Origin of the sequence: Agromyces sp. H17E-10 (assembly GCF_022919715.1) — a bacterium.
Taxonomy (GTDB): Bacteria; Actinomycetota; Actinomycetes; order Actinomycetales; family Microbacteriaceae; genus Agromyces.
This window is the reverse complement of sequence record NZ_CP095042.1, coordinates 1,205,555-1,231,849: the sequence shown is the minus strand read 5'-3', so window position 1 is coordinate 1,231,849 and position 26,295 is coordinate 1,205,555. Positions and strand designations below refer to the sequence as shown.

27 protein-coding genes are annotated in these 26,295 nt (G+C 71.3%); 13 read left to right on the top strand and 14 right to left on the bottom strand.

All coding sequences use genetic code 11. The features are described from left to right. Complete coding sequence (locus MUN74_RS05620) at nucleotides 1–330, bottom strand: carboxymuconolactone decarboxylase family protein (RefSeq protein ID WP_244855447.1); 330 nt, start codon at nucleotides 328–330, stop codon at nucleotides 1–3. Between the two features lie 212 nt (nucleotides 331–542). Between MUN74_RS05620 and MUN74_RS05615 the strand changes: the two genes are divergently transcribed. The 5 genes from MUN74_RS05615 to MUN74_RS05595 all read left to right on the top strand — a co-directional run bounded on the left by MUN74_RS05615 (nucleotide 543) and on the right by MUN74_RS05595 (nucleotide 5,020). Then, nucleotides 543–965 (top strand): DUF6325 family protein, encoded by a 423-nt coding sequence (locus MUN74_RS05615; RefSeq protein ID WP_244855446.1) that lies wholly within the window; start codon nucleotides 543–545, stop codon nucleotides 963–965. Nucleotides 966–980: 15 nt separating this feature from the next. Beyond that, nucleotides 981–1,328, top strand: coding sequence for an SHOCT domain-containing protein (locus tag MUN74_RS05610; RefSeq protein ID WP_244855445.1), 348 nt, complete (start codon nucleotides 981–983; stop codon nucleotides 1,326–1,328). 32 nt (nucleotides 1,329–1,360) lie between these two features. Further along, entirely contained in the window at nucleotides 1,361–3,715 is a 2,355-nt protein-coding gene (locus tag MUN74_RS05605) for an arylsulfatase (RefSeq protein WP_244855444.1), read from the top strand. A gap of 77 nt (nucleotides 3,716–3,792) precedes the next feature. Further along, entirely contained in the window at nucleotides 3,793–4,470 is a 678-nt protein-coding gene (locus MUN74_RS05600) for a GAP family protein (protein WP_244855443.1), read from the top strand. A gap of 145 nt (nucleotides 4,471–4,615) precedes the next feature. After that, nucleotides 4,616–5,020, top strand: coding sequence for a DUF7144 family membrane protein (locus tag MUN74_RS05595; protein WP_244855442.1), 405 nt, complete (start codon nucleotides 4,616–4,618; stop codon nucleotides 5,018–5,020). 61 nt (nucleotides 5,021–5,081) lie between these two features. Here MUN74_RS05595 and MUN74_RS05590 read toward each other — a convergent pair whose 3' ends face one another. The 3 genes from MUN74_RS05590 to MUN74_RS05580 all read right to left on the bottom strand — a co-directional run bounded on the left by MUN74_RS05590 (nucleotide 5,082) and on the right by MUN74_RS05580 (nucleotide 7,754). Continuing rightward, nucleotides 5,082–6,614, bottom strand: coding sequence for a helix-turn-helix transcriptional regulator (locus tag MUN74_RS05590; RefSeq protein WP_244855441.1), 1,533 nt, complete (start codon nucleotides 6,612–6,614; stop codon nucleotides 5,082–5,084). A 130-nt stretch (nucleotides 6,615–6,744) separates the two neighbouring features. Then, entirely contained in the window at nucleotides 6,745–7,329 is a 585-nt protein-coding gene (locus tag MUN74_RS05585; protein ID WP_244855440.1) for a cysteine hydrolase family protein, read from the bottom strand. Nucleotides 7,330–7,373: 44 nt separating this feature from the next. Continuing rightward, on the bottom strand, nucleotides 7,374–7,754 hold the full coding sequence (locus MUN74_RS05580) for a winged helix-turn-helix transcriptional regulator (protein WP_244855439.1): 381 nt from the start codon (nucleotides 7,752–7,754) through the stop codon (nucleotides 7,374–7,376). A gap of 79 nt (nucleotides 7,755–7,833) precedes the next feature. On the opposite strand from MUN74_RS05580, the gene MUN74_RS05575 reads away from it, so the two are divergent. Then, nucleotides 7,834–8,706 carry an NAD-dependent epimerase/dehydratase family protein gene (locus MUN74_RS05575; RefSeq protein ID WP_244855438.1) on the top strand — a complete coding sequence of 291 codons (873 nt, stop codon included), beginning with the start codon at nucleotides 7,834–7,836 and terminating at the stop codon, nucleotides 8,704–8,706. Nucleotides 8,707–8,772: 66 nt separating this feature from the next. On the opposite strand, the gene MUN74_RS05570 is transcribed toward MUN74_RS05575, so the two are convergent. Next, nucleotides 8,773–9,111, bottom strand: coding sequence for a DMT family transporter (locus MUN74_RS05570; protein ID WP_244855437.1), 339 nt, complete (start codon nucleotides 9,109–9,111; stop codon nucleotides 8,773–8,775). A 128-nt stretch (nucleotides 9,112–9,239) separates the two neighbouring features. On the opposite strand from MUN74_RS05570, the gene MUN74_RS19255 reads away from it, so the two are divergent. Beyond that, entirely contained in the window at nucleotides 9,240–9,818 is a 579-nt protein-coding gene (locus tag MUN74_RS19255; protein ID WP_305038265.1) for a TetR/AcrR family transcriptional regulator, read from the top strand. Here MUN74_RS19255 and MUN74_RS05560 read toward each other — a convergent pair. Then, the gene (locus MUN74_RS05560) at nucleotides 9,802–10,254 is read right to left on the bottom strand and encodes a VOC family protein (protein ID WP_244855436.1); all 453 of its coding nucleotides are present in this window, start codon (nucleotides 10,252–10,254) and stop codon (nucleotides 9,802–9,804) included. The genes MUN74_RS19255 and MUN74_RS05560 overlap by 17 nt on opposite strands. A 104-nt stretch (nucleotides 10,255–10,358) precedes the next feature. On the opposite strand from MUN74_RS05560, the gene MUN74_RS05555 reads away from it, so the two are divergent. Together MUN74_RS05555 and MUN74_RS05550 are read left to right on the top strand one after the other, a co-directional pair. Continuing rightward, nucleotides 10,359–11,366: a helix-turn-helix transcriptional regulator gene (locus tag MUN74_RS05555; protein ID WP_244855435.1), complete on the top strand. Its 1,008-nt coding sequence runs from the start codon at nucleotides 10,359–10,361 to the stop codon at nucleotides 11,364–11,366. Between the two features lie 117 nt (nucleotides 11,367–11,483). Further along, a complete protein-coding gene (locus MUN74_RS05550) occupies nucleotides 11,484–11,942 on the top strand; it encodes a hypothetical protein (RefSeq protein WP_244855434.1) in 459 nt (152 codons plus the stop codon). 125 nt (nucleotides 11,943–12,067) lie between these two features. Here MUN74_RS05550 and MUN74_RS05545 read toward each other — a convergent pair whose 3' ends face one another. The 6 genes from MUN74_RS05545 to MUN74_RS05520 all read right to left on the bottom strand — a co-directional run bounded on the left by MUN74_RS05545 (nucleotide 12,068) and on the right by MUN74_RS05520 (nucleotide 18,295). Continuing rightward, on the bottom strand, nucleotides 12,068–12,919 hold the full coding sequence (locus MUN74_RS05545; RefSeq protein WP_244855433.1) for an ABC transporter permease: 852 nt from the start codon (nucleotides 12,917–12,919) through the stop codon (nucleotides 12,068–12,070). Beyond that, nucleotides 12,916–13,851 carry an ABC transporter permease gene (locus tag MUN74_RS05540; protein WP_244855432.1) on the bottom strand — a complete coding sequence of 312 codons (936 nt, stop codon included), beginning with the start codon at nucleotides 13,849–13,851 and terminating at the stop codon, nucleotides 12,916–12,918. The genes MUN74_RS05545 and MUN74_RS05540 overlap by 4 nt, the downstream gene beginning before the upstream one ends. Then, on the bottom strand, nucleotides 13,844–15,034 hold the full coding sequence (locus tag MUN74_RS05535; RefSeq protein ID WP_244855431.1) for a polyamine ABC transporter substrate-binding protein: 1,191 nt from the start codon (nucleotides 15,032–15,034) through the stop codon (nucleotides 13,844–13,846). The genes MUN74_RS05540 and MUN74_RS05535 overlap by 8 nt, the downstream gene beginning before the upstream one ends. Continuing rightward, on the bottom strand, nucleotides 15,031–16,212 hold the full coding sequence (locus MUN74_RS05530) for an ABC transporter ATP-binding protein (protein WP_244855430.1): 1,182 nt from the start codon (nucleotides 16,210–16,212) through the stop codon (nucleotides 15,031–15,033). The genes MUN74_RS05535 and MUN74_RS05530 overlap by 4 nt, the downstream gene beginning before the upstream one ends. A 204-nt stretch (nucleotides 16,213–16,416) precedes the next feature. Continuing rightward, nucleotides 16,417–17,928, bottom strand: a complete 1,512-nt coding sequence (locus MUN74_RS05525) for a permease prefix domain 1-containing protein (protein WP_244855429.1) — start codon at nucleotides 17,926–17,928, stop codon at nucleotides 16,417–16,419. 1 nt (nucleotide 17,929) lies between these two features. Beyond that, nucleotides 17,930–18,295 carry a PadR family transcriptional regulator gene (locus MUN74_RS05520; RefSeq protein ID WP_244855428.1) on the bottom strand — a complete coding sequence of 122 codons (366 nt, stop codon included), beginning with the start codon at nucleotides 18,293–18,295 and terminating at the stop codon, nucleotides 17,930–17,932. A 271-nt stretch (nucleotides 18,296–18,566) separates the two neighbouring features. Here MUN74_RS05520 and aceA point away from each other — a divergent pair, with 271 nt between their 5' ends. Further along, nucleotides 18,567–19,901 (top strand): isocitrate lyase, encoded by a 1,335-nt coding sequence (aceA, locus tag MUN74_RS05515; RefSeq protein WP_244855427.1) that lies wholly within the window; start codon nucleotides 18,567–18,569, stop codon nucleotides 19,899–19,901. A gap of 120 nt (nucleotides 19,902–20,021) precedes the next feature. Further along, nucleotides 20,022–21,689 carry a malate synthase A gene (aceB, locus tag MUN74_RS05510; protein WP_244855426.1) on the top strand — a complete coding sequence of 556 codons (1,668 nt, stop codon included), beginning with the start codon at nucleotides 20,022–20,024 and terminating at the stop codon, nucleotides 21,687–21,689. 105 nt (nucleotides 21,690–21,794) lie between these two features. Here the strand turns inward: aceB and MUN74_RS05505 are convergent, their stop codons facing one another. After that, on the bottom strand, nucleotides 21,795–23,183 hold the full coding sequence (locus MUN74_RS05505; protein WP_244855425.1) for an ATP-binding protein: 1,389 nt from the start codon (nucleotides 23,181–23,183) through the stop codon (nucleotides 21,795–21,797). Between the two features lie 67 nt (nucleotides 23,184–23,250). Here MUN74_RS05505 and MUN74_RS05500 point away from each other — a divergent pair, with 67 nt between their 5' ends. Next, entirely contained in the window at nucleotides 23,251–23,808 is a 558-nt protein-coding gene (locus MUN74_RS05500) for a GNAT family N-acetyltransferase (RefSeq protein ID WP_244855424.1), read from the top strand. Nucleotides 23,809–23,812: 4 nt separating this feature from the next. On the opposite strand, the gene MUN74_RS05495 is transcribed toward MUN74_RS05500, so the two are convergent. Next, complete coding sequence (locus MUN74_RS05495) at nucleotides 23,813–25,237, bottom strand: MFS transporter (RefSeq protein ID WP_244855423.1); 1,425 nt, start codon at nucleotides 25,235–25,237, stop codon at nucleotides 23,813–23,815. A 55-nt stretch (nucleotides 25,238–25,292) separates the two neighbouring features. On the opposite strand from MUN74_RS05495, the gene MUN74_RS05490 reads away from it, so the two are divergent. After that, on the top strand, nucleotides 25,293–26,249 hold the full coding sequence (locus tag MUN74_RS05490; protein WP_244855422.1) for an ArsR/SmtB family transcription factor: 957 nt from the start codon (nucleotides 25,293–25,295) through the stop codon (nucleotides 26,247–26,249). Nucleotides 26,250–26,295 lie beyond the last annotated feature (46 nt).

Genomic DNA, 26,295 nt, shown 5'->3' with positions numbered 1-26,295 from the left:
TCACGCGTCGTCGCTCACGAACGTCTCGAGATCGAGTCCCAGCGCGACCGAGAGGTGCTGAGCCGCAGCGACCGCCCTCGGCACGCCGACGACCGGCACCGTGCAGATGATCACGTGGACGAGCTCTTCGGCGGAGGCTCCGGCGCGCACGGCGGCGTCGGCCGTCGCCGCGAACGAGGCGTCGGTGCCGCCGACGCCGACGAGTGCGGCCAGGCGTGCGATCGCGACCGGCTTCGCCTCGAGCGGGCTCGGCGCCTGCTCCGTGAACGCGTCGCTCGAGAGTCGGTCGTCGGCGAGGGCCAGCCGGCGCAGCACTTCGATGTGGTCCATGTCGGGTGCTCCTCTCGATGCATTCGATTACATCGTTCGACACGGCTCCACGCATCATGCAGATCACGCGAACGTGGATGCCGCGGCTCATCACGCGATCTGCGTGATGCAGGCCGCCGACGCGCTCAGCACGATGGAACCCGGGCGTGCTTCCGCGCGCCCGACCGCCGGGGTGCAGTGCTCCGGGCCGAGACGCCGAGGGGGCGCGATTCATGGATGATCTCGAGTTCGGGCCGGTGGAGCTGGTGCTCGCCGCCTATGAGGGCGATGCGCCCGACGCCGGTGTGATCGAGGCGGTGCTCGACCTCGTCGAGGCCGGCACGGTCAGACTGCTCGACCTGGTGCACGTGTCGCGCACCGAGGAGGGTGTGGAGTTCCTGGAGCTGGACGAGTCGGGCATCACGCTCGGCGAGATCGAGCTCGCTGGCGTTGGCCTCGTCGGCGAAGAAGACGTGCACGAACTCGGCGGACGACTCCCGGTCGGGGCATCCGCCCTGCTGCTCGTCGTCGAGCTCGTGTGGGCGAGGCACCTCGCCAGCCGCCTGCTGGCGGCCGGCGGAGCCGTCGTCGATTCGGTGCGGATCCCCGCGCCGGTGGTCAACGCGGTCGTCGCTGAAGCGCGCGACGACCGGTAAGGGGGAGGAACGAAGATGCCACTGTTGAGAAGGTTCGGACGACCGGGACTCATCGGGATGGCCGCCCGCACCGCGGTGGTCGCCGGCACGGCGACGGCCGTGAGCGGCGGCGTCATGCGGCACCAGCAGCGCAAGGCCGACGAGCGGTACGAGGCGCAGCAGTACGAGATGCAGCAGCAGGCTGCGCAGCAGCAGTACGCCGAACCGCAGTACGCGCCGCCGCCGCCCGCGCCGGCCGCGGCCCCCGCACCCGCGGGCGGCACCGACGTCGTCGCCGAGCTGCAGAAGCTCGCCGACCTGAAGACCCAGGGCATCCTGAGCGATGCCGAGTTCGAAGCCGCCAAGGCGAAGCTGCTCGGCTGAGCCGGGCCGAAGACGCAAGAGGAGACATCACGATGCCCGACGAGAACAGCAACTCCGTGATCGGGGCCCAGCTGCCCCCCGCGCGTACGCTCCCGTTCCCGCCCAAGCCGTCCGGCAGCTTCGCCGGTCGTACGCTCGCCGAGTCGACGTACGCGCCGCTGCCGCCCGAGCGCCACCTGAACGAGGGCGCGCCGAACGTGCTCGTCGTCCTTATCGACGACGCCGGTCCCGCGCTTCCCGCGCCGCTCGGCGGCAAGGTGAACACGCCCACGCTCGACCGGATCCGTCAGAACGGCCTCGGCTACAACCGGTTCCACACGACGGCCATGTGCTCGCCGACGCGTGCGTCGCTGCTCACCGGGCGCAACCACCACCGGGTCGGCGCCGGCCAGATCGCGGAGCTCGCGAACGACTGGGACGGCTACTCGGGGCACATCCCGAAGTCGAGCGCGACGATGGCCGAGGTGCTGCGCAACTACGGCTACTCGACCGCGGCCTGGGGCAAGTGGCACAACACGCCCGCCGAGGAGACGACGAAGGCGGGGCCGTACGACAACTGGCCGACCGGCAACGGCTTCGAGTACTTCTACGGCTTCCTCGCCGGCGAGGCCTCGCAGTACGAGCCGAACCTCGTGCGCAACACCACGAGCGTGCTGCCGACGAAGACGCCCGAGGAGGGCTACCACCTCTCGGAGGACATCGCCGACGACGCGATCGCCTGGCTGCGCGACCACAAGGCGCTCGCGCCCGACCAGCCCTTCTTCATGTACTGGGCGACCGGCGCGATCCACGGCCCGCACCACATCATGAAGGAGTGGGCCGACAAGTACGCCGGCGTCTTCGACGACGGCTGGGACGCCTACCGCGAAGAAGCGCACGCCGGTGCGAAGGCCGCCGGCTGGATCCCGGAGGACGCGGAGCTCACCCCGCGGCCCGAGTCGCTGCAGGGCTGGGACGAGATCCCCGACCACCAGAAGCCGTTCCAGCGTCGCCTGATGGAGGTGTGCGCCGGGTTCGGCGAGCACGCCGACGTGCAGGCCGGCCGCCTGATCGACGAGGTCGAGCGCCTCGGTTACCTCGACAACACGATCGTCATCTACATCTGGGGCGACAACGGCTCGTCGGGCGAGGGCCAGAACGGCACGATCTCCGAGCTGCTCGCGCAGAACATGATCCCGACGACGATCGACCAGCACATCGCCGCACTCGAGGAGCTCGGCGGGCTCGACGCGCTCGGCACGCCGGCGACCGACAACCAGTACCACGCCGCGTGGGCCTGGGCGGGGTCGACGCCGTACCAGGGCATGAAGCTCATGGCCTCGCACCTCGGCGGCACGCGCAACCCGATGTTCATCCAGTGGCCGGGGCACATCGAGCACGACCCCGAGCCCCGCACGCAGTTCCACCACGTGATCGACGTCGCACCGACGATCTACGAGATCCTCGGCATCTCGCACCCCGAGACGGTCAACGGCATCCACCAGGACCCGATCGACGGCACGAGCTTCGCCTATTCGATCGACGACAAGGCGGCCGACGGTCGGCACCGCGTGCAGTACTTCGAGATCATGGCGAGCCGTTCGATCTACGAGGACGGCTGGATGGCGTCGACGACCGGGCCGCGCCTGCCGTGGGTGCCCGGCGCCCCTCCCGGGATCGCCACCTGGACCCCCGACGACGACAAGTGGGAGCTCTACAACCTCGACGAGGACTGGAGTCAGGCCCACGACCTCGCCGCGGAGCATCCCGAGAAGCTCGCAGCCCTCAAGGAGAGCTTCGCGATCGAGGCGGCGAAGAACGACGTGCTGCCCGTCGGCGGCGGTCTGTGGGTGCCGGTCTACCACCCCGAGCTGCGCATCTCGTCGCCGTACTCCGAGTGGGAGATGACGGCCGACACGGTGCGCATGCCCGAGTTCGTCGCCCCTGCACTCGGCAACAAGCCGAACCTCGTCACCATCGAGGCGAAGGTCGGCGACACGGCGAACGGCGTGCTCTACAAGCTCGGCGGCGCGGGCGGCGGCCTGACGGCGTACGTCGAGGACGGCGTGCTCAACTACGAGTACAACCTGTTCCTCGTACAGCGCACGAAGATCGCCGCGTCCGAGCCGCTGCCGGCCGGCGACGTCACGATCGAGATCGAGACGAACTACGTCGAGCCCCGCCCCGGCGGACCGCTCAGCGTGGTGCTGCGCGTGAACGGGGCGGAGGTCGGCTCGGGCACGGTGCCGATCAGCGCCCCGCTGCTCTTCTCGGCGAACGACTGCCTCGACATCGGCCGCGCGTACGGCGGTGCCGTCTCGCGGGCGTACGCCGACAAGATGCCGTTCGCGTTCGACGGCGACATCGGCCGGGTGCACATCGCGTATAGGCTTCCGGCCAAGGCGTGATTCTCCGCCCGAAGACGAGCGAGGAAGGGCCTGAGCGGTCTGGACGAGGCGAGAACTGAATCTGCGATCGGTGCGGCATGAGCGGGGTGCTTGAAGCCCTCGTCCATGTCGTGCCGATCGCGATCGCCGTGGCCGCGAGCTCGGTGCCGATCCTCGTCACGCTGACGATCCTGCTCTCGCCCAATGCCGAGCGGTTGTCGGGGCCGTTCCTGGCGGGCTGGCTCGTCGGCATGACGGCGCTCGTCATCGGCTGCACGGTACTCGCGGAGGCTCTGCCTCGCGAGGGATCGGGTCGCAAGCCGAACGAGGCCGTCGGCATCGCGGAGATCGTCGTCGGCGTGCTCATCATCGCCGTCGCCGCGATCGGCCGCCTTCGCAAGCCCGGCGTCGCCTCCGACGAGCCGCCGAAGTGGCTCGCGTCGATGAACCGGCTGGGTCCCTGGGAGGGGTTCGCGCTCGGTGCGGTCCTGAACCTCCGGCCGAAGAGCCTGCTCCTCATCGTCGCCGCTGCGCTCTCGGTGCGCGGCGCCGAGTTGACCACGGGGCAGACGGCGATCGTGCTCGTCGTCTTCATCGTGCTGGGCGCTTCGACCGTCGCGGTGCCGATCATCGCCGCGAAGGTCTCGCCCTCACGCACCGCGCCGAAGCTCACGGCCATGCGCGAGTGGATGGCGCGCCACAGCCGCACCGTCACGGGGTTGATCCTCCTCGTGATCGGCGTCTTCGTCATCGTCACGGGCATCGGCCGCCTCTGATCCGCCCCGCGGGCGATCGGGCCGGAATCACTTAACCTGAGTGATGCCTGTGTGATTCGCTGCTCGCTAGCGTTTGCTCGAACGGATGCGACGCGCGACACCCCTGTCGTACGCCGGGCACCGTACCCCACAGGGAGGAAACGAAATGAGCGACACCGAAACCACCGGCTGGGTCGGTTGGGGATACTTCGCCGCGATCGTGCTGTTGATCGCCGGCATCTTCGACGCGATCTACGGCCTCATGGCCGTCATCGGGCCCGACACCGCCTACTTCCTCACCAGCGAGAACCTGTTCATGATGAACGTCGCCGGGTGGGGCTGGTGGCACATCGTGATCGGCGCGCTGCTGATCATCACGGCCCTCGCCCTCTTCGGCGGTGCGACGTGGGCGCGCGTCATCGCGATCATCCTCGCGATCCTGAACGCCATCGGGCAGCTGTTCATGATCCCCGCCCAGCCGTGGCTGTCGATCATCCTCATCGTGCTCGACATCCTCGTCATCTACGCCCTCACGGTGCACGGCCGCGAACTGAAGCGCGCCGCCGCCTGAGCGGACTCGACCAGCGCCCCGGGCGGGCCGGCCTCGTGCCGGTCCGCCCGGGGCGTTCTGGTCAGTCGGCGGCGAGAGCGGCGGCCGGCGCGTGCTGCTCGAGGAACTCGTAGACCTCGGTCTGGTCGACGCCCGGGAAGGTACCCGTCGGCAGCGCCGCGAGCAGCGACGTCGGGGTGCGGGCGGCCGGCCACGAGGCATCCGCCCACTTCTCGGCCAGGCCCGCGGGAGCCTGGCAGCAGGCGGGGTCGGGGCAGCGCGAAACCGCACGGTGCGGTGTCTCACGACCGCGGAACCACTTGACGTGCTCGAACGGCACGCCGACCGAGACCGAGTACTCGCCCTCCTTCGCCTTCTCGATGCGCGAGGTGCACCAGAACGTGCCCGAGGGCGTGTCGGTGTACTGGTACCAGGGACTGAACCGGTCCTCCACGTCGAAGACGGTGCGGGCCGTCCAGTTGCGGCACACGGTGGTGCCCTCGACGGCGCCGAGCGCGTCGGAGGGGAAGCGCACCCGGTCGTTCTCGTACGCCTTGATGATCGTGCCCGACTCGTGCACCTTCATGAAGTGCACGGGGATGTCGAGCCGGGCGGTCGCGAGGTTCGTGAACCGGTGCGAGGCCGTCTCGTACGAGACGGCGAAATGGTCGCGCAGCTCCTCCATCGAGATGCGGCGCAGGTTCTTCGCCTCGGTGAGGTAGCGCACGGCGGCCTGCTCGGGCAGCAGGATGGCCGCGGTGAGGTAGTTCGTCTCGATGCGCTGGCGCAGGAAGTCGCCGTAGCTCGCGGGCTCCTCGTGGCCGAGCAGGTGGCTCGCGAGCGCCTGCAGGATGGGTGAGCGCGAGTCGCGCGAGGGCGACTGCTGCGTCGGCAGGTAGATGCGGCCGTTGCGCTTGTCGGTCACCGAGCGGGTCGAGTGCGGCAGGTCGCCCACGTAGTGCAGCGAGTAGCCGAGGTGCGAGGCCATGTCGGCGACGAGCTGGTGCGACACAGGCCCGCCGGTGTGCCCGACGGCGTCGAGGAGCTCGGCCGCCTTCAGTTCGAGCTCGGGGTAGAAGTTGTCGCGGGCGCGCATCTCCGCGCGGAGCTCGGCATTGGCGCGCCGTGCCTCCTCGGGGGTCGCCGCGCGTTCGCGGTGCAGCCGGTCGATCTCGTTGTGCAGCGCCAGGATCGTCTGCAGGGTCTGGTCGTTCATCGTCTTCGCGACGCGGAACGGGTCGAGGCCGAGCGCGGCGAACACCGGGCCGCGCTGGGCACGTTCGACGGCGATCTCGAGGGCGGCGCGCTCACTCGGCGCGTCGGCGCGCAGCAGTTCGTCGACGGTGGTGCCGAGGGCGAGGGCGATCGTGCGCAGCATCGACAGGCGCGGCTCGCGCTTGCCGTTCTCGATGGCGCTCACCTGGCTCGGTGCACGGTCGACGGCCCGGGCGAGTTGCCCGAGCGTCATGCCGCGGGCGGTGCGGCGGTCGCGGATGCGACGACCGAGTGTGAGCGCGTCGACGTCGGTCGACGCGGATTCGAGCGAGGCGGCGTCGACCGCGGTCGGTTCGGGGCGGGGGTCGTGACGCTGGTCGAGTCGATCGGCGGTGATCATGCCATCGATGCTCGCACGCGTGCGCGGTTCTCACAAACGGAACAATGGCTGAAGTTCTGCAAATCGACCGTTCAAAGCAGGGCTCAGATCCCGATTTCGGATGCTCCGATCTCGAAGAATTCCGAGAATGCTAATCGCCGGCGATGATCTCGTCGGCGCTCGAGACCGTTGCGTAGCCGTCGCCGAGTGCAGCCATGAACGCGGCGTGCACCTGGGCTGCGGGCACGACGAGCCCGTCGAACTCGAGGTCGGGCGCGGCGCACGCGTCGTGCGCGACGGTGACCGTGTGGCCGAGGTCGGCGGCGGCGCGCACCGTCGCGTCGACGCACATGCTCGACATCATGCCTGCGACGACGAGCTCGACCGGCGCGGCGGGCTCGACCGGCTCGCCGGACGCGCCGCCCGCGATCGCGTCGAGACGCTCGGCGAGGTCGGTCGAGAGGAACGAGTTCGGGTGCTCCTTGGTGACGACGGGCTCGTCGGCCTGCGGCGCGACGAGCGGGTGGATCTCGATGCCCGGGGTGCCCGGCTGGAAGAACTCGGCGTCCGGGGAGTCCCACACGTGCTGGACGTGCACCACGGGCTCGCCGCGCTCGCGCCACGCGGCGAGCAGGCGAGCCGCGGCTGCGGCCGCCTCGTCGGGGCCGACGAGCGGGTGACGTCCGCCGGCGAAGTAGTCCTGCTGGATGTCGATGATGAGGAGCGCATGGGTCACTCGCCCACCGTAGCGTCGGATGGCCGCGAGTCGCTCCGACGAGGTCAGCCGAGCGTGCGCTCGCGTGAGGCGAGCACCTCGGGCACGTGCCGTTCGGCCCAGTCGCGCATCGCGCCGATCGGCTCGAGCAGCGACTCGCCGAGGGGCGTCAGCGAGTACTCGACGCGGGGCGGCGAGTCGGCGTACGCCCGGCGCTCGATGAGGCCGTCGCCCTCGAGCGCGCGAAGCGTCTCGGTGAGCACCTTCGGCGTGACGTCGCCGACGCGAGCGCGCAGCTCGGTGAAGCGCAGCGTGCCGGCGCGCGACAGTGCGAGGATCACGAGCATCGTCCATCGTTCGCCGATGCGCCCGAAGATCACCCGGCTGGGGCAGTCGGGCGCGAGCACGTCGCGGGGCTCGTCGACGATCGCGTTCGGTTCGGACATCGGACCCCCGTGGCTGGTGCGGTTCCCTCGAGGGAACTTCCGTTGAAGTAACCGGCGACGCGTCCGTAGCGTCTCGGGCATGAGGATTCTACTGACCGGGGCAACCGGATACATCGGGTCGGCCGTGCTCGCAGAGCTCGTCGGCGCAGGGCACGACGTCGTCGCGGCGGTTCGCAGCGAACGGGCGGCCGACGAGGCGCGGGCGCACGGGGCGACCGCGGTGGTGGGCGAGCTGATGGATGCCGCGTGGCTGGCGTCGCAGCTCGCCGGCGTCGACGCGGCGATCCACACCGCGGCGCCTGCGACCGACGCTGCCGCCTTCGACACCGCGATCGTCGACGCGGTGCTCGCGGCGTTCGACGGCACCGGCCGGCGTTACGTGCACACGGGCGGCATCTGGGCCTACGGCGCGGGCGACGACCTCGCCGACGACGCGACGCCGAACCCGCCCGAGCTCGTCGCGTGGCGGGTGCCGATCGAGGAGCGCCTGCTCGCGGCATCCGGCTCGGTGACGGTCATCGTGCCGGGCGTCGTCTACGGCCGTGACCGTGGACTCGCGAGCCTCGTGGTCGATGCCCCGCGCGACGACGCGGGCCGCGTCGAGCTCGTCGGCGACGGCGACCAGCACTGGACGTGGGTGCACGTCGACGATCTCGCGCGCCTCTACCGGCTCGCGGTCGAGCACGAGACGGGTCTCGGCCGGCTCATCGCGTCCGACGGCTCGCCGACGACGGTGCGCACGCTCGCCGAGGCGGTCGTCGCCCGAGGGGACGCGACGGGTGTCGTCGCCGAGGGCGCCGAGCGATCGCGCGCGCGACTCGGCGCGACGTTCGCCGACGCCCTGCTGCTCGACCAGCGGGCGTCGGGTGCGAAGGCCCGCGCGCTCGGCTGGACGCCCGTGCACGGGAACGTCGTCGCGGAGCTCGTCGGTGACGAGGCATCCGCCGCCTGATCGGGCGTCGGTCGAGGCCCACCGGGCCGGTGCGTCCCGAGCGGGCCGCCACGTCGGCATCGGGGCTCACGCCGCCGATGCCGACGTGTCCGTGAGGCGCAGCAGCACCACGCCGCCCACGATGAGTGCGAGTGCGAGCCCGCGGAGCAGGCTCATCGGCTCGTGCAGCCAGAACATGCCGACGAGCGCCGTCCCGATCGCGCCGATGCCGACGAAGACGGCGTAGGCCGTGCCGACGGGCACCGACTTCATCGCGAGTTCGAGCAGGGCGAGCACTGCGACGGTGAGCACCCCGCACACGATCGTGGGAACGAGCTTCGTGAAGCCCTCGGTGAGCCGGATGCTGTGCGCCCAGGCGATCTCGAGGAGCCCCGCGGCGATGACCGCGATCCAGCCGACGCTCACGGGGTCACCGGCCTCGGGGCCGGCTCGGCGATGGTGTGGGGCGACATGGCTCTCCTTCACAAGTGGACAATGTGTCCACTTGAGTCTGCCACACGAATCGGACACGGCGTCCACTTAGACTCGGATGCATGGATCCCCTGATCGAGCCGCCGCCCGCGGAGCGCGCCGACGCCGCGGCGAACCGCCGCCGCATCCTCGACGCGGCCGAGCGCCTGTTCGCCGAGCGCGGTCCCGATCTGACGATGTCCGAACTGGCCGAGGCGGCCGGCGTCGGCAGGGGCACGCTCTATCGCCGATACCCCGACGTGGCCTCGGTTGCGGTCGCGCTGCTCGACGAACACGAGCGCGCGCTGCAGGCCCGCCTGCTGGACGGCCCGCCCCCGCTCGGCCCCGGCGCGGCGCCCGCCGACCGTCTCGCCGCGTTCTACGGCGCCATGGTCGAACTGCTCGAGCAGCACCTCCCGCTCGCACTCGGGGCCGAGCAGGGTGCCGCGAGGTTCGCGACGGGCGCCTACGGCTTCTGGCGGATGTTCGTCGCCGCGCAACTCCGTCAGGCGGGCGTCGACGACACCGCGTTGCCCGACGTGCTGCTGGCACCGCTCGCGCCCGAGGCCTACGCGCACCTGCGCCGTGATCGCGGGCAGCGCCCCGGGCAGGTCGTCGCTGCGCTCACCCGCCTCACTGCGGTGCTCACGGACGCCCGGTAGCGCCGACCGCCTCGCCGGCACCCGAATCGAGCATCTCGAGGTAGTGCACGTTCGTCATGACGCCGAGCACGTTGCCGAACGGGTCGACGAACGATGCCGTCACGAAGCCGGGCCCATGCTCGGTGATCGGCAGGAGCGGCGTCGCCCCGAGCTCGGTGAGCCGCGCGACGGCCTGCTCGAGGTCGTCGACGTGCCAGTGCATGATCGCCCCGCCCGGTGCGCCGGCCGTGCCCGCGAGGACTTCGGGGGCGAAGCGGCGGTCGATGAAGCCGAGTTCCTGCTGGTGGTCGCCGATGCGGAACTCCACGTACGCCGCACGGCCGTCGGGGCCGGGGCGGTTGAAGTACGGCTCGATGCCGAGCACCTCGGTGTACCAGGCCGCGGCCGCGGCGGGGTCGTCGACGTAGCAGTTGATGGTGGCGATGCCTCGCAGCATGTGCTTCTCCTCGTGTCTCCGGCGACCCGTCGTCGCCCTGATGAATCCATGATCGAACGCAGAAGTGCTCACCTTCTGACTACTTTTGCGACGAGAATCGGAACATGCGCGCAGATCGGCTCGTCGCCACCCTCCTCGTCATGCAGGCACGCGGTCGCGTGACCGCGAGGCAGCTCGCCGAGGAGCTCGAGATCTCGGTCGCGACGGCGCGCCGCGATCTCGAGGCGCTCTCGGCCGCCGGCATACCCGTCTACCCGCAGCCCGGCCGCGGCGGCGGCTGGCAGCTGCTCGGCGAGGGCCGCACCGACCTCAGCGGGTTCACCGCGGCCGAGGCACGTGCCCTGTTCCTCCTCTTCGGGCCGCGCGCGGGCGAGAGCGAGGCGGCGCGGTCGGCGCTGCGCAAGGTGCTGCGGGCACTGCCGGCGACCTTCCGCGCCGAGGCGGAGGCCGCCGCCGAGTCGATCGTCGTCGACTCGGGCGGGTGGGACGCGCCGGCGAACCGGCCGCCGGCGGCCGTCGCGGCGCTGCAGGCGGCCGTGCTCGAACGACGCGTCGTCGGGTTCGAGTACACGCGGTGGGGCGGCGAGCCCACCGCCCGGCGCGTCCGTCCGCTCGGCCTCATCGACACGCGGGGCACCTGGTACCTGATCGGCGAACCGGCGGCGGATGCCCCGGGGCCGTCGCCTCGCGCGGCGACGGGGTCGTCGGCAGCCGGGCAGCGGCGCAGCTACCGCGTCGATCGCATGGCCGACGTCGAGGCGCTCGCCGATCGGTTCGAGCCGCCCGCCGACTTCGACCTCGACGCGGCGTGGGCCGAGCTGCGCGATGCAGCGCGCAGCGCTCGCAGCCGGGCGGAGGCGGTCGTGCTCGTCGATGCGGGTGTCGCCGCCGAGTTCCGCGGTTGGCTCGGCGCCGAGCCGGCGACGTCGGTCGAGCCGGCCGACGCCGCCGAGCCCGACGGTCGAGTGCGCCTGCGCGTCACCGCCCCGAGCGAGACCGTGCTCGTGCGCCGCCTCGCAGGGTGGGCGAGCGCGTGCGAGGTGGTCGAGCCCGAGCGCCTGCGCGTCGCGCTCGCCGGGGTCGGCGCCGCGCTCACCGCCCGCTACCCCTGACCTCACGATGAATGGTACGCATGGGCACCCGTCCCCATTTCGTGCTGTCGGAGGCGCCTGCTTGGATGGAGCGGGGGACCGGGAACGACTCGGTACCGAAATCAGGGGAAATCACAGATGACTGCATCACGTCCGCTCGCCGCTGCCTCGTTCGCACTGCTCGCGCTGCTCTTCACGGGCTGCGCCGCCGGCGGCTCGGGCTCCGACGGCGCCAAGGCCGACTCGAAGGGCGAGGCCGCAGCCGCGCCGGCCGACCAGAGCAAGGAGGAGGCCTGCGAGATCGTCAAGGGCACCCTCTCCGAGCTCGAGTCGCTCTCGTCGGTCGACACGAGCGACCCGGCTGCCGCCCTCGAGGCCTTCAAGGGCGCCCAGTCGAAGGTCAGCGACGCCGCCGACCAGATCGGCAACGCCGACGTCAAGCCCGCCGTCGACGGTGCGGCGACCGCGATGAACGAGTACGTCGAGTACGTCGACGGCATGCTCGCCGACCCGGCGAACGCCGACATCTCGGCCATGAGCGACCACATCCAGGCGCTCACCGAGAGCATCACCGAGCTCACCACGGTCTGCGCGTAACGCGACGACCGCACGGCAACGCAGCAGCGGGGCGCACCACTCGGTGCGCCCCGCTGCCGCGTCGTGCGAAGTTCGGCGATCCGGATGCCGCGGCGCGAGGCCGAGGCATCCGGGCCGCCTGCGGCTCAGCCGCCGCTCATCGTGCGGGCGATGTCGGCCGCCGAGTCGCCCGCGCGCTTGAGCACGTAGCCGACGAGCGCGAGCGCCGCGAGCGTGAGCACGAGCATGATCGTCGAGACCGCGGCGATCTCGGGGCGCAGGCCGCTGCGGAGCGCGCTCAGCACGTACACCGGCCACGGGGTGGAACCCGAGACGCTCACGAACGCCGCGATGACGGTGTTGTCGAGGCTCAGCGTGAACGACAGCAGGAACCCGGCGAGCACGGCGGGCATCGCGAGCGGCAGGGTCACCCGGCGGAACGTGGTCACGGGCGTCGCGTACAGGTCGGCCGACGCCTCCTCGAGCTTCGCGTCGAGGCCGATGAGGCGTGCCCGCACGAGGTACGCGACCACCGCGACCGAGAAGAGCGAGTGGCCGATCACGAGTCGCACGATGCCGTCGTTGAAGATCGCGATGCCCGCGTCCTGGCCGAGGGTCACCATCCACGGCAGCAGCGACACCGCGTCGACGATCTCGGGCGTGACCGACACGAGGAGGAGGAGCCCGAGCAGCCAGAGCTGCCAGCGGCCGGGATGCCGCGCCATCGCGAGGCCCGCGAGTGCGCCGAGCAGCGTCGCGACGAGGGCGGCGATGAGACCCGTCCACACCGACACGAGCACCGCGTCGCGCACGGCGGGCTTCAGGAAGAGCGCGAGGAACGAGTCGAAGCCGAAGTGGTCCCAGCTCACGAGCAGGCGCCCGACGTTGAACGACGAGGCGATGACGACCGCGATCGGCAGGAACAGGAAAATCAGTACGAGCACGCCCCACACGCCGAAGGCGCGGTCGGAGAGGCTGCGGGTCGACGGGCGGCTCATGCGCCGGCTCCTTCCACGACGGCGGGGGCGGTGACGGCGCGTGCACCGGCCGGCTGCGCTGGGCCCAGCACGAGCCGGTTCCGGCTGCGGGCCGGCAGCGTGACGAGCCAGACGATGCCGGCGCCGATCGCGACCGACACGAGGATGATGCCGATCAGGACCACCGCCATCGCCGAGCCGAGCGACCAGTTGAGCGCCGTCTGGAACTGCCCGGCGACGAGCTGGCCGACCATGTTGCCCTTCGCGCCGCCGAGCACGGTCGCCGTGATGTAGTCGCCCATGAGCGGGATGTACACGAGCAGCACGCCCGCGATGATGCCGGGCTGCGCGAGCGGCAGCGTGATGCGGAAGAACGTCGTCCACTTCGGGGCGCCGAGGTCGGCGGACGCCTCGCGCAACGGCCCGCTCACGCGGTCGAACGCGACGAACAGCGGCAGGATCATGAGCGGCAGGTAGTTGTAGACGACGCCGAGCAGCACCGCCTGGCGGGTGTTCAGGATCTCGAACGCCGGCAGCCCGATGCCCTGGGCGAGCGTCGACAGCCAGCCCTCGGGGGCGAGCAGGATCTGCCAGCCGATCGTGCGCACGAGGAAGTTCGTCCAGAACGGCACCATGACGAGCGCGACGAGCAGGCCCCGGCGTTCGGGGCGCACTTTGACGGCCATCCAGTACGCCACCGGCATGCCGATGACGAGGCAGATCGCCGTGCCCGCGAGGCCGATCCACAGCGTGTTGAGGAACGTCGTGAAGAACGCGGGCGTGAACACCTCGGCGTACCGGTCGAACGAGAGGTGCTCGAGCGAGTGCGTCGAGAAGATGTCGGGCTTCTCGCCGAAGCTGAACACGACGACGATCGCGACCGGCACGACGAAGAAGCAGACGAGCCACAGCCAGGCCGGCAGGGCGAGCAGGATTCCAGAGTGTTTACGCACCGGCGGCCGCCTTCACCTTCGTGGCGATCTGCACGATGCGCTCCTGGGCGCTCGTGAGCTCGCCCTCGTGCATCGTCGCGAGCTGGTCGGGGTCGAAGAAGATGAGGTCGAGCATCTCGACGCCGGCCTCCTCGGCGGCCGCCCGGATGTCGGCCTCGCCCGTGTGGTAGCCGATGTAGTCGACCTCGGCGAGGGCGTTCTCGGGCTCGAGCACCCAGTTGATGAACGCGTGCGCGGCCTCGGGCGAGGGGGCGCCGGCCGGGATGGCCCAGTTGTCCATCCACAGCTCGGTCGCGGGGGAGCCGAGCACCCACTTCCATCGCTCGGGGCGGCTCGTGGTCTCGAGGATGCCGAGCCGGGCGTCGCCGTTGAAGGCCTGGATGAGCGCCTGCGTGCCCTGCGGGATCGCGCCGGAGCCCGGGTTCGAATCGAACGCCGAGAGGTGCGGGGCGAGCTCGTTCACGAGGAAGGCCTCGGCCGCGTCGAGGTCGTCGGGGTTCGTGGTGTTCCAGTCGATGCCGTTCGCCCAGAAGTAGAGGCCCGTGAGCTCGGCCGGGTCGTCGAGGAGGCTCGTCTTGCCGCTCGCCTCGTTCTGCGCTGCGTCGATGAAGTCGTTCCAGTCCGTGAGCTCGCGCTGGATCACCTCGGTGTCGTAGACGAACCCGGTGGTGCCCCACGCCTTGCAGATCGAGTACTGGTTGTCGGGGTCGAACGTGCGGCCGAGGAACTCGGGGTCCATGTGCTTCAGGTTCGGGATGAGGTCGTGGTTGAGCGGCTCGAGCAGGCCGTGGTCGGCCATCGGCTGCACGAAGGGGCCCGTCGGCACGACGAGGTCGTAGCCCGACGTGCCGCGTGCGCCGACGAGCTTCGCGACCATCTCCTCGTTGGAGCTGAACGACGACACGGTGATCTTCGGCCCGACCGTGGCGGTGAACTCCTCGAGCACCTCGGGAGCGTCGTAGTCGCCCCACGTGAAGATCGAGAGCTTCTGCTCGAGGGGTCCGCCCGTCGCCTGCGGCGCCTTCGAGGTCGCCGCGGCGGTGGGCGCGCACGCGGCGAGCAGCCCCACCGAGCTCGCGGCGGCCGCGAAGCTCAGGAACCGGCGACGCGAGATCTCGCGTCCGATCGTGCGGGCGGCCGAGCGGTGCGCGAGGATGCGCAGGCCGCCGTCGGGGCCCGTCACTGCACGGCCTCGGCGGAGAACGCCGCGGTCGGCACCGGGTCGTCGAGCGAGACCACGCCGGCCTCGGCGTCGTCGGGGTAGAGCAGCACGTGGGCGGCCTCCCACTCGCAGGCGACCCGGTCGCCGACGGCGATCGCGGGTGCCTCGGGGGTCGGGCGGCGGGCGATGAGCGTGCGGTCGCCCTGCAGCTGGACGAGGTACTGCATCGTCTCGCCGAGGTGCGAGACGCCGAGCAGCGTGCCGTGCACGGCGTTCACCCGGCGGTCGCCGTTGGCCGAGGCATCCGCCTTCGTCAGGCGCACGAACTCGGGACGCACCGCGGCGACACCGGCCGCACCCGCACGGACGCCGCCGTCGACCGGCGCGGCCGCGGCGACGATCGCCTCGGCCGCTTCGACGGCCTGCCCGTGACCGGCGACCTCGCCGCGGAAGAAGTTCTGCTGGCCGACGAAGCCCGCCACGTACGCCGACGCGGGCTTGGCGTAGATCGAGTCGGGGTCGGCGAGCTGCTCGATGCGGCCCTTGCGCATGATCGCGATGCGGTCGCTCATCGAGAGCGCCTCGCCCTGGTCGTGGGTGACGAACACGAAGGTGATGCCGAGCTGCGACTGCAGGAGCTTGAGCTCCACCTGCATCTCCTCGCGCAGCTGCCGGTCGAGCGCGCCGAGCGGCTCGTCGAGCAGCAGCACCGAGGGGCGGTTGACGAGGGCGCGCGCGAGGGCGACCCGCTGCTGCTGGCCTCCCGAGAGCTGGGTCGGCTTGCGGTCGGCGAACGAGCGCATCTGGGCGAGGTCGAGGGCGTCGGCGACGCGCTCGCGGATCTCGGCCTTCGGCGTGCGCTTCTGCTGCAGGCCGTACGCGACGTTCTCGGCGACCGACATGTGCGGGAAGAGTGCGTAGGCCTGGAACACCGTGTTGACGTCGCGCTTGTACGGCGGGCGCCCGAGCACCGAGGTGCCCGAGATGCGGATGTCACCGCCGTCGGGCTGCTCGAAGCCGGCGATCATGCGCAGGGTCGTGGTCTTGCCGCAGCCGGACGGGCCGAGCAGCGAGATGAACTCGCCCGGCTCGATCGTGAGGCTCAGGGCGTCGACCGCCGTCTGGTCGCCGTATCGCTTGGTGACGCGGTCGATCTCGACCGATCCCGTTGCGCCACCGGGCGCTGTCGCCGTACTCACCGATGAGACCTCCACGTTCTGCGCGACGTCGCGCTCGGCCCATTCAAGCCACCGCCGAGCGGCCGGGGCAAAACGTGCGCGAAGTTCCGGACGAACCATCGGTTCGGGGTCGCAGCCCTGACAGTTCGTCCGGCCGACCAGTCGGTCGGCCGGACGAGGTCAGGTGGTGTCGTGGTGCTGCGTCCGGCCCGTCGCCGAGCCCGCTCAGGCGAACCCGAACACCGGCGGGAACACGACCACGAGGATCGCCGCCCACGCGAAGTACACCGGCAGGAGCGTCGTCTGCCAGCGTTCGAGCGCCGCGAACCCGGTGTGCCGCCGCAGGAACCCGAGCTGCAGGCGCAGCGCCCACACGAGGTTCACGAGCAGGATCAGGTTGAGGCCGAGCGAGGCCGTCTTGTTCGCGCTGAACCCGAACTCGCCCGTGCGTGCGAGCATCGCGACGAGCACGATCGCGTCGAGCACGAGCGCCGTCGCGAGCATGAGCGCCTGCAGGCGGTCGAACCAGCCGGGCGGCAGCAGCGGGTCGCGCGCCGAGATCGAGTAGACGAGGAGCCCGACGACCACGACGAGCACGGCGTCGAACGCGATGAGCAGGTCGCGGCTCGCGTCGACGAGGTTCCACTGCACGAGCGCGGCCACGACGAGCGCGAGCATCATGATCGTGAACAGCGGCGTGAAGACCTTCGTGAGCACGGGCGCGATGTTCTCGATGACGCGCTGCTTCGCGCCGACGAGCCAGGCGGCGACGAGCACCGCGCCTGCAGCCCCGAGCGGCAGCACCCATTCGCCGACGAACGGCATCACGTCGACGCCGATCGATGCGAACACGGCGACGGTGAGCATCGAGAGCGCCCCGCCGCCGAGCGCGATGAGCACGTAGTAGACGAACCACTCGCCGCTGAACCGCACGAAGTCCATGCGGGCGCGTTCGTCGCGCCAGTCGTCGCCGACGTACGCGAGCCCGGTGGCGAGCCAGAGCGCCACGATCGATCCGAGCATGGCGAGGATGCCGGTCGCCGACGAGATCGCGGCGACCGTCGTGCCCGCTTCGTCCGCTTCGGAACCGATGAACGGGTAGAGGTTGAGCGCGAGCCCGACGCCCGCGAAGACGACGCCGACGATCGCGAGCACGGCGATCGACGGCCGGCGTCGCCACGCGAACCAGAGTGCGAGGAACGGCAGGACGATGACGGCGATGTTGAGGGCGACCGTCGAGGGATCGCCCGTCGCGAGTTCGACCGCCTTGACGGCGAGCCCGGCGCCGGCGCCGAGCAGCAGCGCGACGGGCAGCCCGTTCGCACGCCGATACCAGGGCAGGCGCCGGCCGGCGGCCTCCGCGTCGCCGCCGGGAAGAGCCGACCCGGCCGAGCCGGCTGGCCCGTCGTCGTCGCCCGACAGCACGAGCTGCTTCCACAGCCGCTCGGAGTGCTCGCGGGCGTACTCGCGAGACAGGTCGTCGACGCCGCCGAGGCGCTTGACCGCGACGAGGAAGGCCTCGTCGACCGTCAGGCCCGCCGAGACGAAGTGGTCGACCGTGTCGAGGAGGTGGCTCTCGAGTTCGTCGAGATCGGCGGCGTTCACGGCGTCGTGCCGCTGCATCCACCCGCGCCACGAGGCGACGAGCGCGTCGAGGTCGGCCGGTGCGTCACGGGGCGCGCCGGGGGCACCGGCCGGCACGTCGCCGGGCAGGTTGCGGGGTTCGTCGATCGGCACGTCAGGCCTCCCCGAACGCGAGGCGCAGGCGCGGGCCGCCGTCGTCGGGCCACACCTTGCTCAGCACGTCGCCGACGACCGACCACTGCCGTCGCTGGTCGGCGAGCACGGCGGCGCCCTGCTCGCTCAGGCGGTAGTGCTTGCGGGGGCGGCCGGAGTCGGCCTGCCGCCACTCGGAGTGCACGTGCCCCTGCCGCTCGAGCCGGTGCAGGAGCGGGTAGAGCATGCCGTCGCTCCACTCGAGCTCGCCGCCCGAGAGCGCGGTGATGCGCTGCAGGATCGCGTAGCCGTACGACTCGCCGTCGGCGAGGATGCCGAGCACGACCGGGGTCGCGGCGGCGGCGACGAGGTCTTTGCCGATGCGCATGGGGTCCCTCCATACATTGAGCTGCAAGATACCTAGAACCGAGAGGTACCTAGAACTGCAAGGTATCACGTCGAGCCGCGCGATGCGATCGGGACGGCCCGAGCGCCGGCACGCGCTGGCTTCTTCCGCGCCGCAGAAGAACGGCGAAAGTTCACCCCCCGATTCGTCGGGTCGGCCCCTCGCGGCGGGCGCAGCATGGGTTCACAGACGAGCGGACACCTCGCCACGAGGCATCCGGAACCGCACAGCAGCACCACCGAAGGAGCACCCCATGAGCACCCCGATCCGCCCCGGCGACCAGACCCAGACCGCTGCCGAGCTGCAGCTCGAGTGGGACGCCGACCCCCGCTGGGAGGGCGTCCGCCGCGACTACACCGCCGAGGACGTCATCGCCCTCCGCGGCCCGGTCCGCGAGGAGCGCACGCTCGCGAAGCGCGGTGCCGAGAAGCTCTGGGAGAACATCCAGAAGAACACCGGCAACGCCTTCGAGCGCATGGAGGACCCCGAGTGGTCGGCCGCGCTCGGCGCCCTCACCGGCAACCAGGCCGTGCAGCAGGTGCGCGCCGGCCTCAAGGCCATCTACCTCTCGGGCTGGCAGGTCGCCGCCGACGCGAACCTCTCGGGCCAGACCTACCCCGATCAGTCGCTCTACCCCGCGAACTCGGTGCCCGCGGTCGTGCGCCGCATCAACAACGCCCTGCTGCGTGCGGGCCAGATCGAGACGGATGCCTCGGCCACCGGGATCACCGACTGGATGGCGCCGATCGTCGCCGACGCCGAGGCCGGCTTCGGCGGACCGCTCAACGCGTACGAGCTCATGCACCAGATGATCGAGGCCGGCGCGGCCGGCGTGCACTGGGAGGACCAGCTCGCCAGCGAGAAGAAGTGCGGGCACATGGGCGGCAAGGTGCTCGTGCCGACCTCGCAGCACATCCGCACGATCAACGCCGCCCGACTCGCGGCCGACGTCGCGGGCGTGCCGTCGATCATCATCGCCCGCACCGACGCTCTCGCGGCGACCCTCATCACGAGCGACCACGACGAGCGCGACCGTCCGTTCGTCACGGGCGAGCGCACCGCCGAGGGCTTCTACAACGTGCAGAACGGCATCGAGCCCGTCATCGCCCGCGGGCTCGCGTACGCCGAGTACGCCGACCTGCTGTGGGTCGAGTCGGCCGAGCCCGACCTCGACCTCGCGCGCCGGTTCGCCGAGGCCGTGCACGCGAAGTTCCCGGGCAAGCGCCTCTCGTACAACTGCTCGCCGTCGTTCAACTGGAAGCGCCACCTCGACGACGACCAGATCGCGAAGTTCCAGCGCGAACTCGCGTCGATGGGCTACGCGTTCCAGTTCATCACCCTCGCGGGCTTCCACTCGCTGAACCACGGCATGTTCACGCTCGCCAAGGACTACAACGAGCGTCACATGTCGGCCTACGTCGAACTCCAGGAGGCGGAATTCGCCTCGGAGGCCGCCGGCTACACCGCCACGCGCCACCAGCGCGAGGTCGGCACCGGCTACTTCGACCAGATCGCCACCGCGCTCAACCCGCAGAGCGCCACGCTCGCCCTCGTCGGATCGACCGAGGAAGACCAGTTCAACCACTGACGCCATTCGCGGGTTGAGAAGGCGGCCCGCCGCCGTCTCGAAACCCGACACCGATCGACTCGGTTTCGAGACGGCCCTGGCGGGCCTCCTCAACCCGCGAACATCCAAGGAGACGAAACCATGAGCACCATCACCCTCGAACGCACCGAGACCGAACCGCGTACCGCGACCGGCAGCTTCGCCGTCGTCGACCCGCGCATCGAGATCACGGCCCCGCTCGGCGAGCGATACGACGAGATCCTCACCCCCGAGGCGCTCGAGTTCATCGCCGAGCTGCACGACCGGTTCGCGCACACGCGGCACGAGCTGCTCGCCGCCCGTCTGCAGACCCGTGTCGACGCCGCGAACGGCCGCGACCCGAAGTTCCTGCCCGAGACCGCGCGCATCCGCGAGGATCGCAGCTGGCGTGTCGCCGGCGCCGGCCCCGGCCTCGAGGACCGCCGCGTCGAGATCACCGGCCCCACCGACCGCAAGATGGCGATCAACGCGCTCAACAGCGACGCGAAGGTCTGGCTCGCCGACCAGGAGGACGCCACGAGCCCCACCTGGCAGAACGTGGTCGAGGGCCAGCTGAGCCTCTTCGACGCCCTGCGCGGCCGGCTCGAGTTCACGAGCCCCGAGGGCAAGCAGTACCGCCTCGAGCGCCCGATCGCGGAGACCCCGACGATCGTGTTCCGCCCGCGCGGCTGGCACCTCACCGAGAAGCACCTGAAGTTCCACGACCGTTCGGGCCGGGCGATGCACGCCTCGGGCTCGCTCGTCGACTTCGGGCTGTACTTCTTCCACAACGCTCGCCGCCTCATCGAGCTCGGCCGCGGCCCGTACTTCTACCTGCCGAAGCTCGAGTCGCACCGTGAGGCGAAGCTCTGGAACGACATCTTCGTCTTCGCGCAGGACTACGTCGGCATCCCGCAGGGCACCGTCCGCGCGACGGTGCTGATCGAGACGATCCAGGCCGCGTTCCAGATGGAGGAGATCCTCTTCGAACTGCGCGACCACTGCGCCGGGCTCAACGCGGGCCGCTGGGACTACATCTTCTCGATCGTGAAGACGTTCCGCAGCCGCGGCCGCCGCTGGGTCTTCCCCGACCGCACGCAGATCACGATGACGGTGCCGTTCATGCGGGCCTACACCGAGCTGCTCGTGTCGACCGCGCACCAGCGCGGCGCGTATGCCATCGGCGGCATGAGCGCGTTCATCCCGAACCGCCGTGACCCCGAGGTGACCGAGCGCGCGCTCGCCGCGGTCTCGGCCGACAAGCGTCGCGAGGCGGGCGACGGCTTCGACGGCACCTGGGTCGCGCATCCCGACCTCATCCCGACGGCACGCGCCGAGTTCGACGCGGTGCTCGGCGACCGGCCGAACCAGCTCGACCGCCTGCGCGAGGACGTCGAGGTCACCGCGGCCCAGCTCCTCGACATCCCGTCGGTGGGCGGCGCCGTGACCGAGGCCGGTGTGATCGACAACATCCAGATCGCGATCCGGTACATCGAGTCGTGGCTGCGCGGCACCGGTGCCGCGGCGATCGAGAACCTCATGGAGGATGCCGCGACCGCCGAGATCTCGCGCTCGCAGATCTGGCAGTGGCTGCACGACAACACGGTCACCGCCGAGGGCACCCGCATCGACCAGACGTACATCGTCGGTGCGATGGGCGAGGCCGTGCGCAGCCTGCCCCGCTTCGAGGGCGACCGCTTCGACGACGCGATCCAGGTGTTCCGCTCGGTCGCGCTCGAGCCCGAGTTCCCCACGTTCCTGACGCTGGGGGCCTACGCCCGCTTCCTGTGACGGGCGCGCAGTCGGTCGAGTAGCGCGCAGCGCGTATCGAGACCACCCACGAGGTGGTCTCGATACGCTGCGCCACTCGACCGACGCTGTGCCGCCTCGGGCGCGTCAGCGCAGCGGCACCCGCACGTCGCTGCCGCCCTCGGGCGTCAGCCGCCGGTTCATCGCGAGCAGCATGGGCGCCGGGGCGAAGCCGCCCGCGAACAGCGCCTCGCCCTGCCGGAACCACGGCGACCGCGCGATGAGCGCCGCAGGGGCGTAGCCGAAGTACTCGGCGAGGCCGGCGAGGTCGACGGGGGAGCTCATCTTCATGAGTGCGAGGTTGTCGCACTGCGACACGATGCCGGGGTGCACCTTCGACGGACGCTGCGTCGAGAGCAGGAGCCAGAGTCCGTACTTGCGTCCCTCTGCGGCGATCTGCTCGATGCGGTCGCGCACCGCGACGGCGAGCGGCGAGCTGAGCGCGGGCGAGCAGAGGTTGTGCGCCTCGTCGATGACGATGAGGGTCGGCCGGCGCTCCTCGCGTCGCTCCCAGAGGTCGTCGAGCACCGAGAGCGCGACGACGAGGTGCTGGTCGGGCGTCGAGAACCCGCCGAGGTCGAGCACGGTCGCGTCGGCCCGCTCGTCGATGACGAGGGTCGCCTCCCGGTCGTGGCCGGCCCACACCTCCCAGTTCAGCAGCCCCATGTTCTCGATGCGCAGGCCGAGCGCGCGGCGCACGGGATCGCTCGAGCCGAGCAGCGCCGGCAGCACCTGACCGGGCTCGTCGGCGCTAAGCGTGTCGCTCAGGTGCACGATCGCGTTGAACTCCTCGCGGTCGGCGACGGGGTCGAGGCGCAGCACGGCCGCCTTGGCCTCGAGGCTGAGGCTCGGGAACCGGGCGCGAAGCGGCTCGCTGCCGGGCGTCGACGGTCGCAGCACCCGGATGTCGCGCTGCCGCAGCAGGTCGGCCGTCGGTCCGTCGGCATCGGGATTCAGCTCGCCGAGCCGCACGAAGTCCGAGTTCGGGTCGAACACGACGACGGGCAGCGAGGTGTGCGCGATGAGCTGCTCGAGCACGACGCCGAGCGCGTAGGTCTTGCCCGAACCGCTCTGGCCGACCCAGAAGGTGTGCCGGTTGAACCGGTGCGCGAGCAGTCGGGCCGGACGGATCGGCGGGCTGAGGTTGACGCCGATCTCGAGGGTCGCGCCCATCGCCGCGTGCACGAGGTCGATCGTCTCGGCGTCGGCCGGCTCGACCGTCGCATCGGCGAACGGCCACCCGCCGTGCGGGTCGAAGCCCGTGTCGACGATGCGACCGAGCAGCCGCCCGTGCAGCGCGTCCCGGCCGTCGTCGTCGTCGACCTCGCGGTCTTCGACGAGCCCCAGGTGGCGCTCGCCCGCGGTCGCCACGATGAGCAGGGTGCCGGCGATGAACGGGGTGCCCGAGGCATCCGGGATCGCGAACGAACGCCCGTCGTCGGAGCGGGCGCGGAGCGACGAACTGCGGTCGGCCATGCGCTGATCATGGCACGTGCACGTCATACGCGGGCGCGTGTCGGCCGGCCTCTGCGAGAATCGCGACGTGACCGCCGTGACCGAACTGCTCATCCGCCGTGCGGAACCCGCCGACCTCTCGGCCCTCGCCGACCTCGCGGCCGAGACGTTCCCGCTGGCGTGCCCGCCGCACACGACGCCCGAGGCGGTCGCCGACTTCGTCGCCCGCAACTTCACGGTCGCGCATTTCGAGGGGTACCTCGCCGACGCCGACCGGGTCGTGCTCGTGGCCGAACGCGGCGCCGAGGCATCCACCCGCCTCGTCGGGTACACGATGCTCGTCGGCGGCGAACCGGGCGACGCGGATGCCGCGGCCGCCGTCACCGCACGGCCCGCGGTCGAGCTCAGCAAGTTCTACACCCGCGCCGACGAGCACGGCGGCGGCATCGCGGGGCCGCTCATGGCCGCGACGCTCGACGCCGCGCGTGCGAGCGGTGCAGCGGCGTGCTGGCTCGGCGTGAACGAGGAGAACGCACGCGCGATCCGCTTCTACGAGAAGCAGGGCTTCGCGAAGGTCGGCCGCAAGCACTTCACGGTCGGCGGTCGCATCGAGAACGACTGGGTGCTCGCGCAGCCCCTCGCGTGATCGCTCAGGCGGGCGACGGCGCGGCGCGAGCCGCACGGCGGGCGATCCAAGCCGTGCCGAGGCCCGAGACGAGGAAGATCACCGCGAGCACGCCCCAACCCCAGACCCCGTGCGAGATCGCGGTCGCGTTGACCACGAGCGGCGCCGCGAGCGCGCCGACCGAGTAACCCATGCCGAACACCCCCTGGTAGGTGCCGGCCCGCACGGGGTCGGCGAGCTCGAAGCTGAGCCCCCAGCCGCCGGCCTGCGAGAGCACCTCGGCGAACGCGTGCGCGAGCGCGGCGATGACGAGCACGGCGATCGCGAAGCCGGTCGGCAGCCCCGCGGCAGCCGCGTAGACGAGGCAGGCGCCGGCCATCAACCACGCGGCGATCGCCGACACCCGCCCGGCGACCCGCAGATCGTGCGTGCCGCGTGACATCGGCACCTGGAAGACCACCACGATCACCGTGTTGAGGATGAGCAACGCCGCGATGAGCACCTCGGGGGCGGCGGTCTCGCGCGTGATCCAGAGCGGCACGCCGAGCTCGCCGACGCCGAACTGCATGCCGAAGATCGCGCTGAGCACCGTGAGTGCGAGGTAACGGGGGTCGCGCCAGGGGGAGTGTGAACGCCAGCTGCGGCGTTCCTCGGCGATGGCGTCGGCGGTGGCCGCGGCATCCACCGAACCGGTCGCGGTGACCACATCGGCGACCGCCGGCCGCGCCGGGGCATCGACCCGCGCGGGCAGCCGCACGAGCTGGAAGAGGCCGAGCAGGTACAGCGCCCCCGCCCCGATGATGAGGCCTCGGTACGCCTCGGCGGTGCCGAGCGCGAGCGCGAGCGCGCCGAGCCCCGAGCCGACCGCGATCGAGACGTTCGTCACCGTGCGAAGCACCGCGCGGGCGTGCACCCGCGACTCGCCCTCGAACGCACGCGCGATGATGGCCGACCGGGTCGAGTTCGCGCCCTGCTCGAAGAGCCCGCAGATGACGGCGATGACGAGCGCCGACACGAAGTCGCCCGCGAACACGTAGGCGATGAGCGCCACGCCCTCGATCGACGTGAACAGGATGAGCAGCCGCTTCGCACTGAACCGGTCGGCGAGCCATCCGCCCGCGAACGAGGCGATCACGCCGGCGGCGCTCGCCGCGGCGAGCACGACGGCGACCTCGCCGGGGGTGAGGCCGACGATGAGCGTGAAGTAGAGCACGGTGACGGTGAGGAAGATGCCGCGGCCGATGCGCGAGATGAGCGTCGCGCCGACGAGGATGCGCAGCACCGGGTCGGCGACCGAGGCCGCGAGGCGCGCGCGCCAGGTCGGGCGAGTCGGGCCGGTCGCGCCGACCGACCCGGACGCGGTCGACCGGGAGGGCGCCCCGGGGTCGACCGCGGGGGTGGCACCGGTGTCGGGGAGGGGGTCGGTGTCGGTGGGGGAGGTAGGGCTCACCCCTCCGTTCTGCCAGAGCAACCCGGGCCGAGAAATTGATGTAGCGTTCAGCTACATGTTGCGCTACGTGCTGAACGAGACCGACGTGGCGGCGGTGCGGTTCGGCATCTCGCCGCTGTCGGAGCTCGGGCTGTCGCTGCGGGCGATTCGCGACCCGTCGCGATTCCCGCTGCAACTGCCCTGGGTCGCGCGCACGGAGGCGGCGCGAGCCGGCCTCGACCACGCGGTGCTGTCCGCGCTCATCGACGATCGACTGTGGACGCCCGACTTCCTGAACCCGCGCCCCGAGTCGCCGCTCACCCGGCTCGACGACGAGTTCGCGGCGCTGCTCGAGACGCCGGCCCATGTGTTCCGCAGCGACCTCGAGGCGGTGCACGGCGAGATCCCAGCGGTGTTCGCCGGCTCCCACCGCGCGGCCCTGCGGCGCATCGTCGCCGCGCTCGGCGAACTGTGGGAGACGGCGTTCGCCCCGTACTGGCCGCGGATGCGCGCGGTGCTCGAGGCCGACGTCGTCTACCGGGGGCGCCAGATCGCGCAGTCCGGGGTCGGGGCGATGCTGGGCGGGCTGACGAGCACGGTCGACTTCGCCGACGGCGTGCTCGCGGTCAGGCTGCGGCATCCCCTCGAGCGCACCCAGGCGATCGGTGGTTCGGGCCTCACCCTCGTGCCGACGATGTTCACCCGGCGCGCCTCGGCCCCCGTCGGCGAGGGCCCGCCGATGCTGATGTACCCGGCCCGCGGGCAGGGTGCACTCTGGGAGACCGAGCGCGTCGCGAACCCCGCGGCCGTCGCCGCGGTGCTCGGCGAGACCCGGGCCCGGCTGCTCTCGGCGCTCGGCGACCCCGCGTCGTCGACCGAGCTCGGCGTGCGCTTCGGGGTCACCGCGTCGGCCGTCAACCAGCATCTGCGCGTGCTGCGCGACGCCGGCCTGGTCGTGTCGACGCGGTACGGGCACAGCGTGCTGTACCTGCGCAGCGAGCTCGGCGCGGCGTTGCTCGCCGCCGGACGGTGAGCGGCGTCCGCGAGGCCGGGCGCCCGCGACCGGCGCCGGGACGGCC

Coding starts and splice junctions, on each gene's coding strand:
- MUN74_RS05620 (WP_244855447.1), bottom strand. CDS start 330: ATGGACCACATCGAAGTGCTGCGCCGGCTGGCCCTCGCCGACGACCGA.
- MUN74_RS05615 (WP_244855446.1), top strand. CDS start 543: ATGGATGATCTCGAGTTCGGGCCGGTGGAGCTGGTGCTCGCCGCCTAT.
- MUN74_RS05610 (WP_244855445.1), top strand. CDS start 981: ATGCCACTGTTGAGAAGGTTCGGACGACCGGGACTCATCGGGATGGCC.
- MUN74_RS05605 (WP_244855444.1), top strand. CDS start 1,361: ATGCCCGACGAGAACAGCAACTCCGTGATCGGGGCCCAGCTGCCCCCC.
- MUN74_RS05600 (WP_244855443.1), top strand. CDS start 3,793: ATGAGCGGGGTGCTTGAAGCCCTCGTCCATGTCGTGCCGATCGCGATC.
- MUN74_RS05595 (WP_244855442.1), top strand. CDS start 4,616: ATGAGCGACACCGAAACCACCGGCTGGGTCGGTTGGGGATACTTCGCC.
- MUN74_RS05590 (WP_244855441.1), bottom strand. CDS start 6,614: ATGATCACCGCCGATCGACTCGACCAGCGTCACGACCCCCGCCCCGAA.
- MUN74_RS05580 (WP_244855439.1), bottom strand. CDS start 7,754: ATGTCCGAACCGAACGCGATCGTCGACGAGCCCCGCGACGTGCTCGCG.
- MUN74_RS05575 (WP_244855438.1), top strand. CDS start 7,834: ATGAGGATTCTACTGACCGGGGCAACCGGATACATCGGGTCGGCCGTG.
- MUN74_RS19255 (WP_305038265.1), top strand. CDS start 9,240: ATGGATCCCCTGATCGAGCCGCCGCCCGCGGAGCGCGCCGACGCCGCG.
- MUN74_RS05560 (WP_244855436.1), bottom strand. CDS start 10,254: ATGCTGCGAGGCATCGCCACCATCAACTGCTACGTCGACGACCCCGCC.
- MUN74_RS05555 (WP_244855435.1), top strand. CDS start 10,359: ATGCGCGCAGATCGGCTCGTCGCCACCCTCCTCGTCATGCAGGCACGC.
- MUN74_RS05550 (WP_244855434.1), top strand. CDS start 11,484: ATGACTGCATCACGTCCGCTCGCCGCTGCCTCGTTCGCACTGCTCGCG.
- MUN74_RS05545 (WP_244855433.1), bottom strand. CDS start 12,919: ATGAGCCGCCCGTCGACCCGCAGCCTCTCCGACCGCGCCTTCGGCGTG.
- MUN74_RS05520 (WP_244855428.1), bottom strand. CDS start 18,295: ATGCGCATCGGCAAAGACCTCGTCGCCGCCGCCGCGACCCCGGTCGTG.
- aceA (WP_244855427.1), top strand. CDS start 18,567: ATGAGCACCCCGATCCGCCCCGGCGACCAGACCCAGACCGCTGCCGAG.
- aceB (WP_244855426.1), top strand. CDS start 20,022: ATGAGCACCATCACCCTCGAACGCACCGAGACCGAACCGCGTACCGCG.
- MUN74_RS05505 (WP_244855425.1), bottom strand. CDS start 23,183: ATGGCCGACCGCAGTTCGTCGCTCCGCGCCCGCTCCGACGACGGGCGT.
- MUN74_RS05490 (WP_244855422.1), top strand. CDS start 25,293: ATGTTGCGCTACGTGCTGAACGAGACCGACGTGGCGGCGGTGCGGTTC.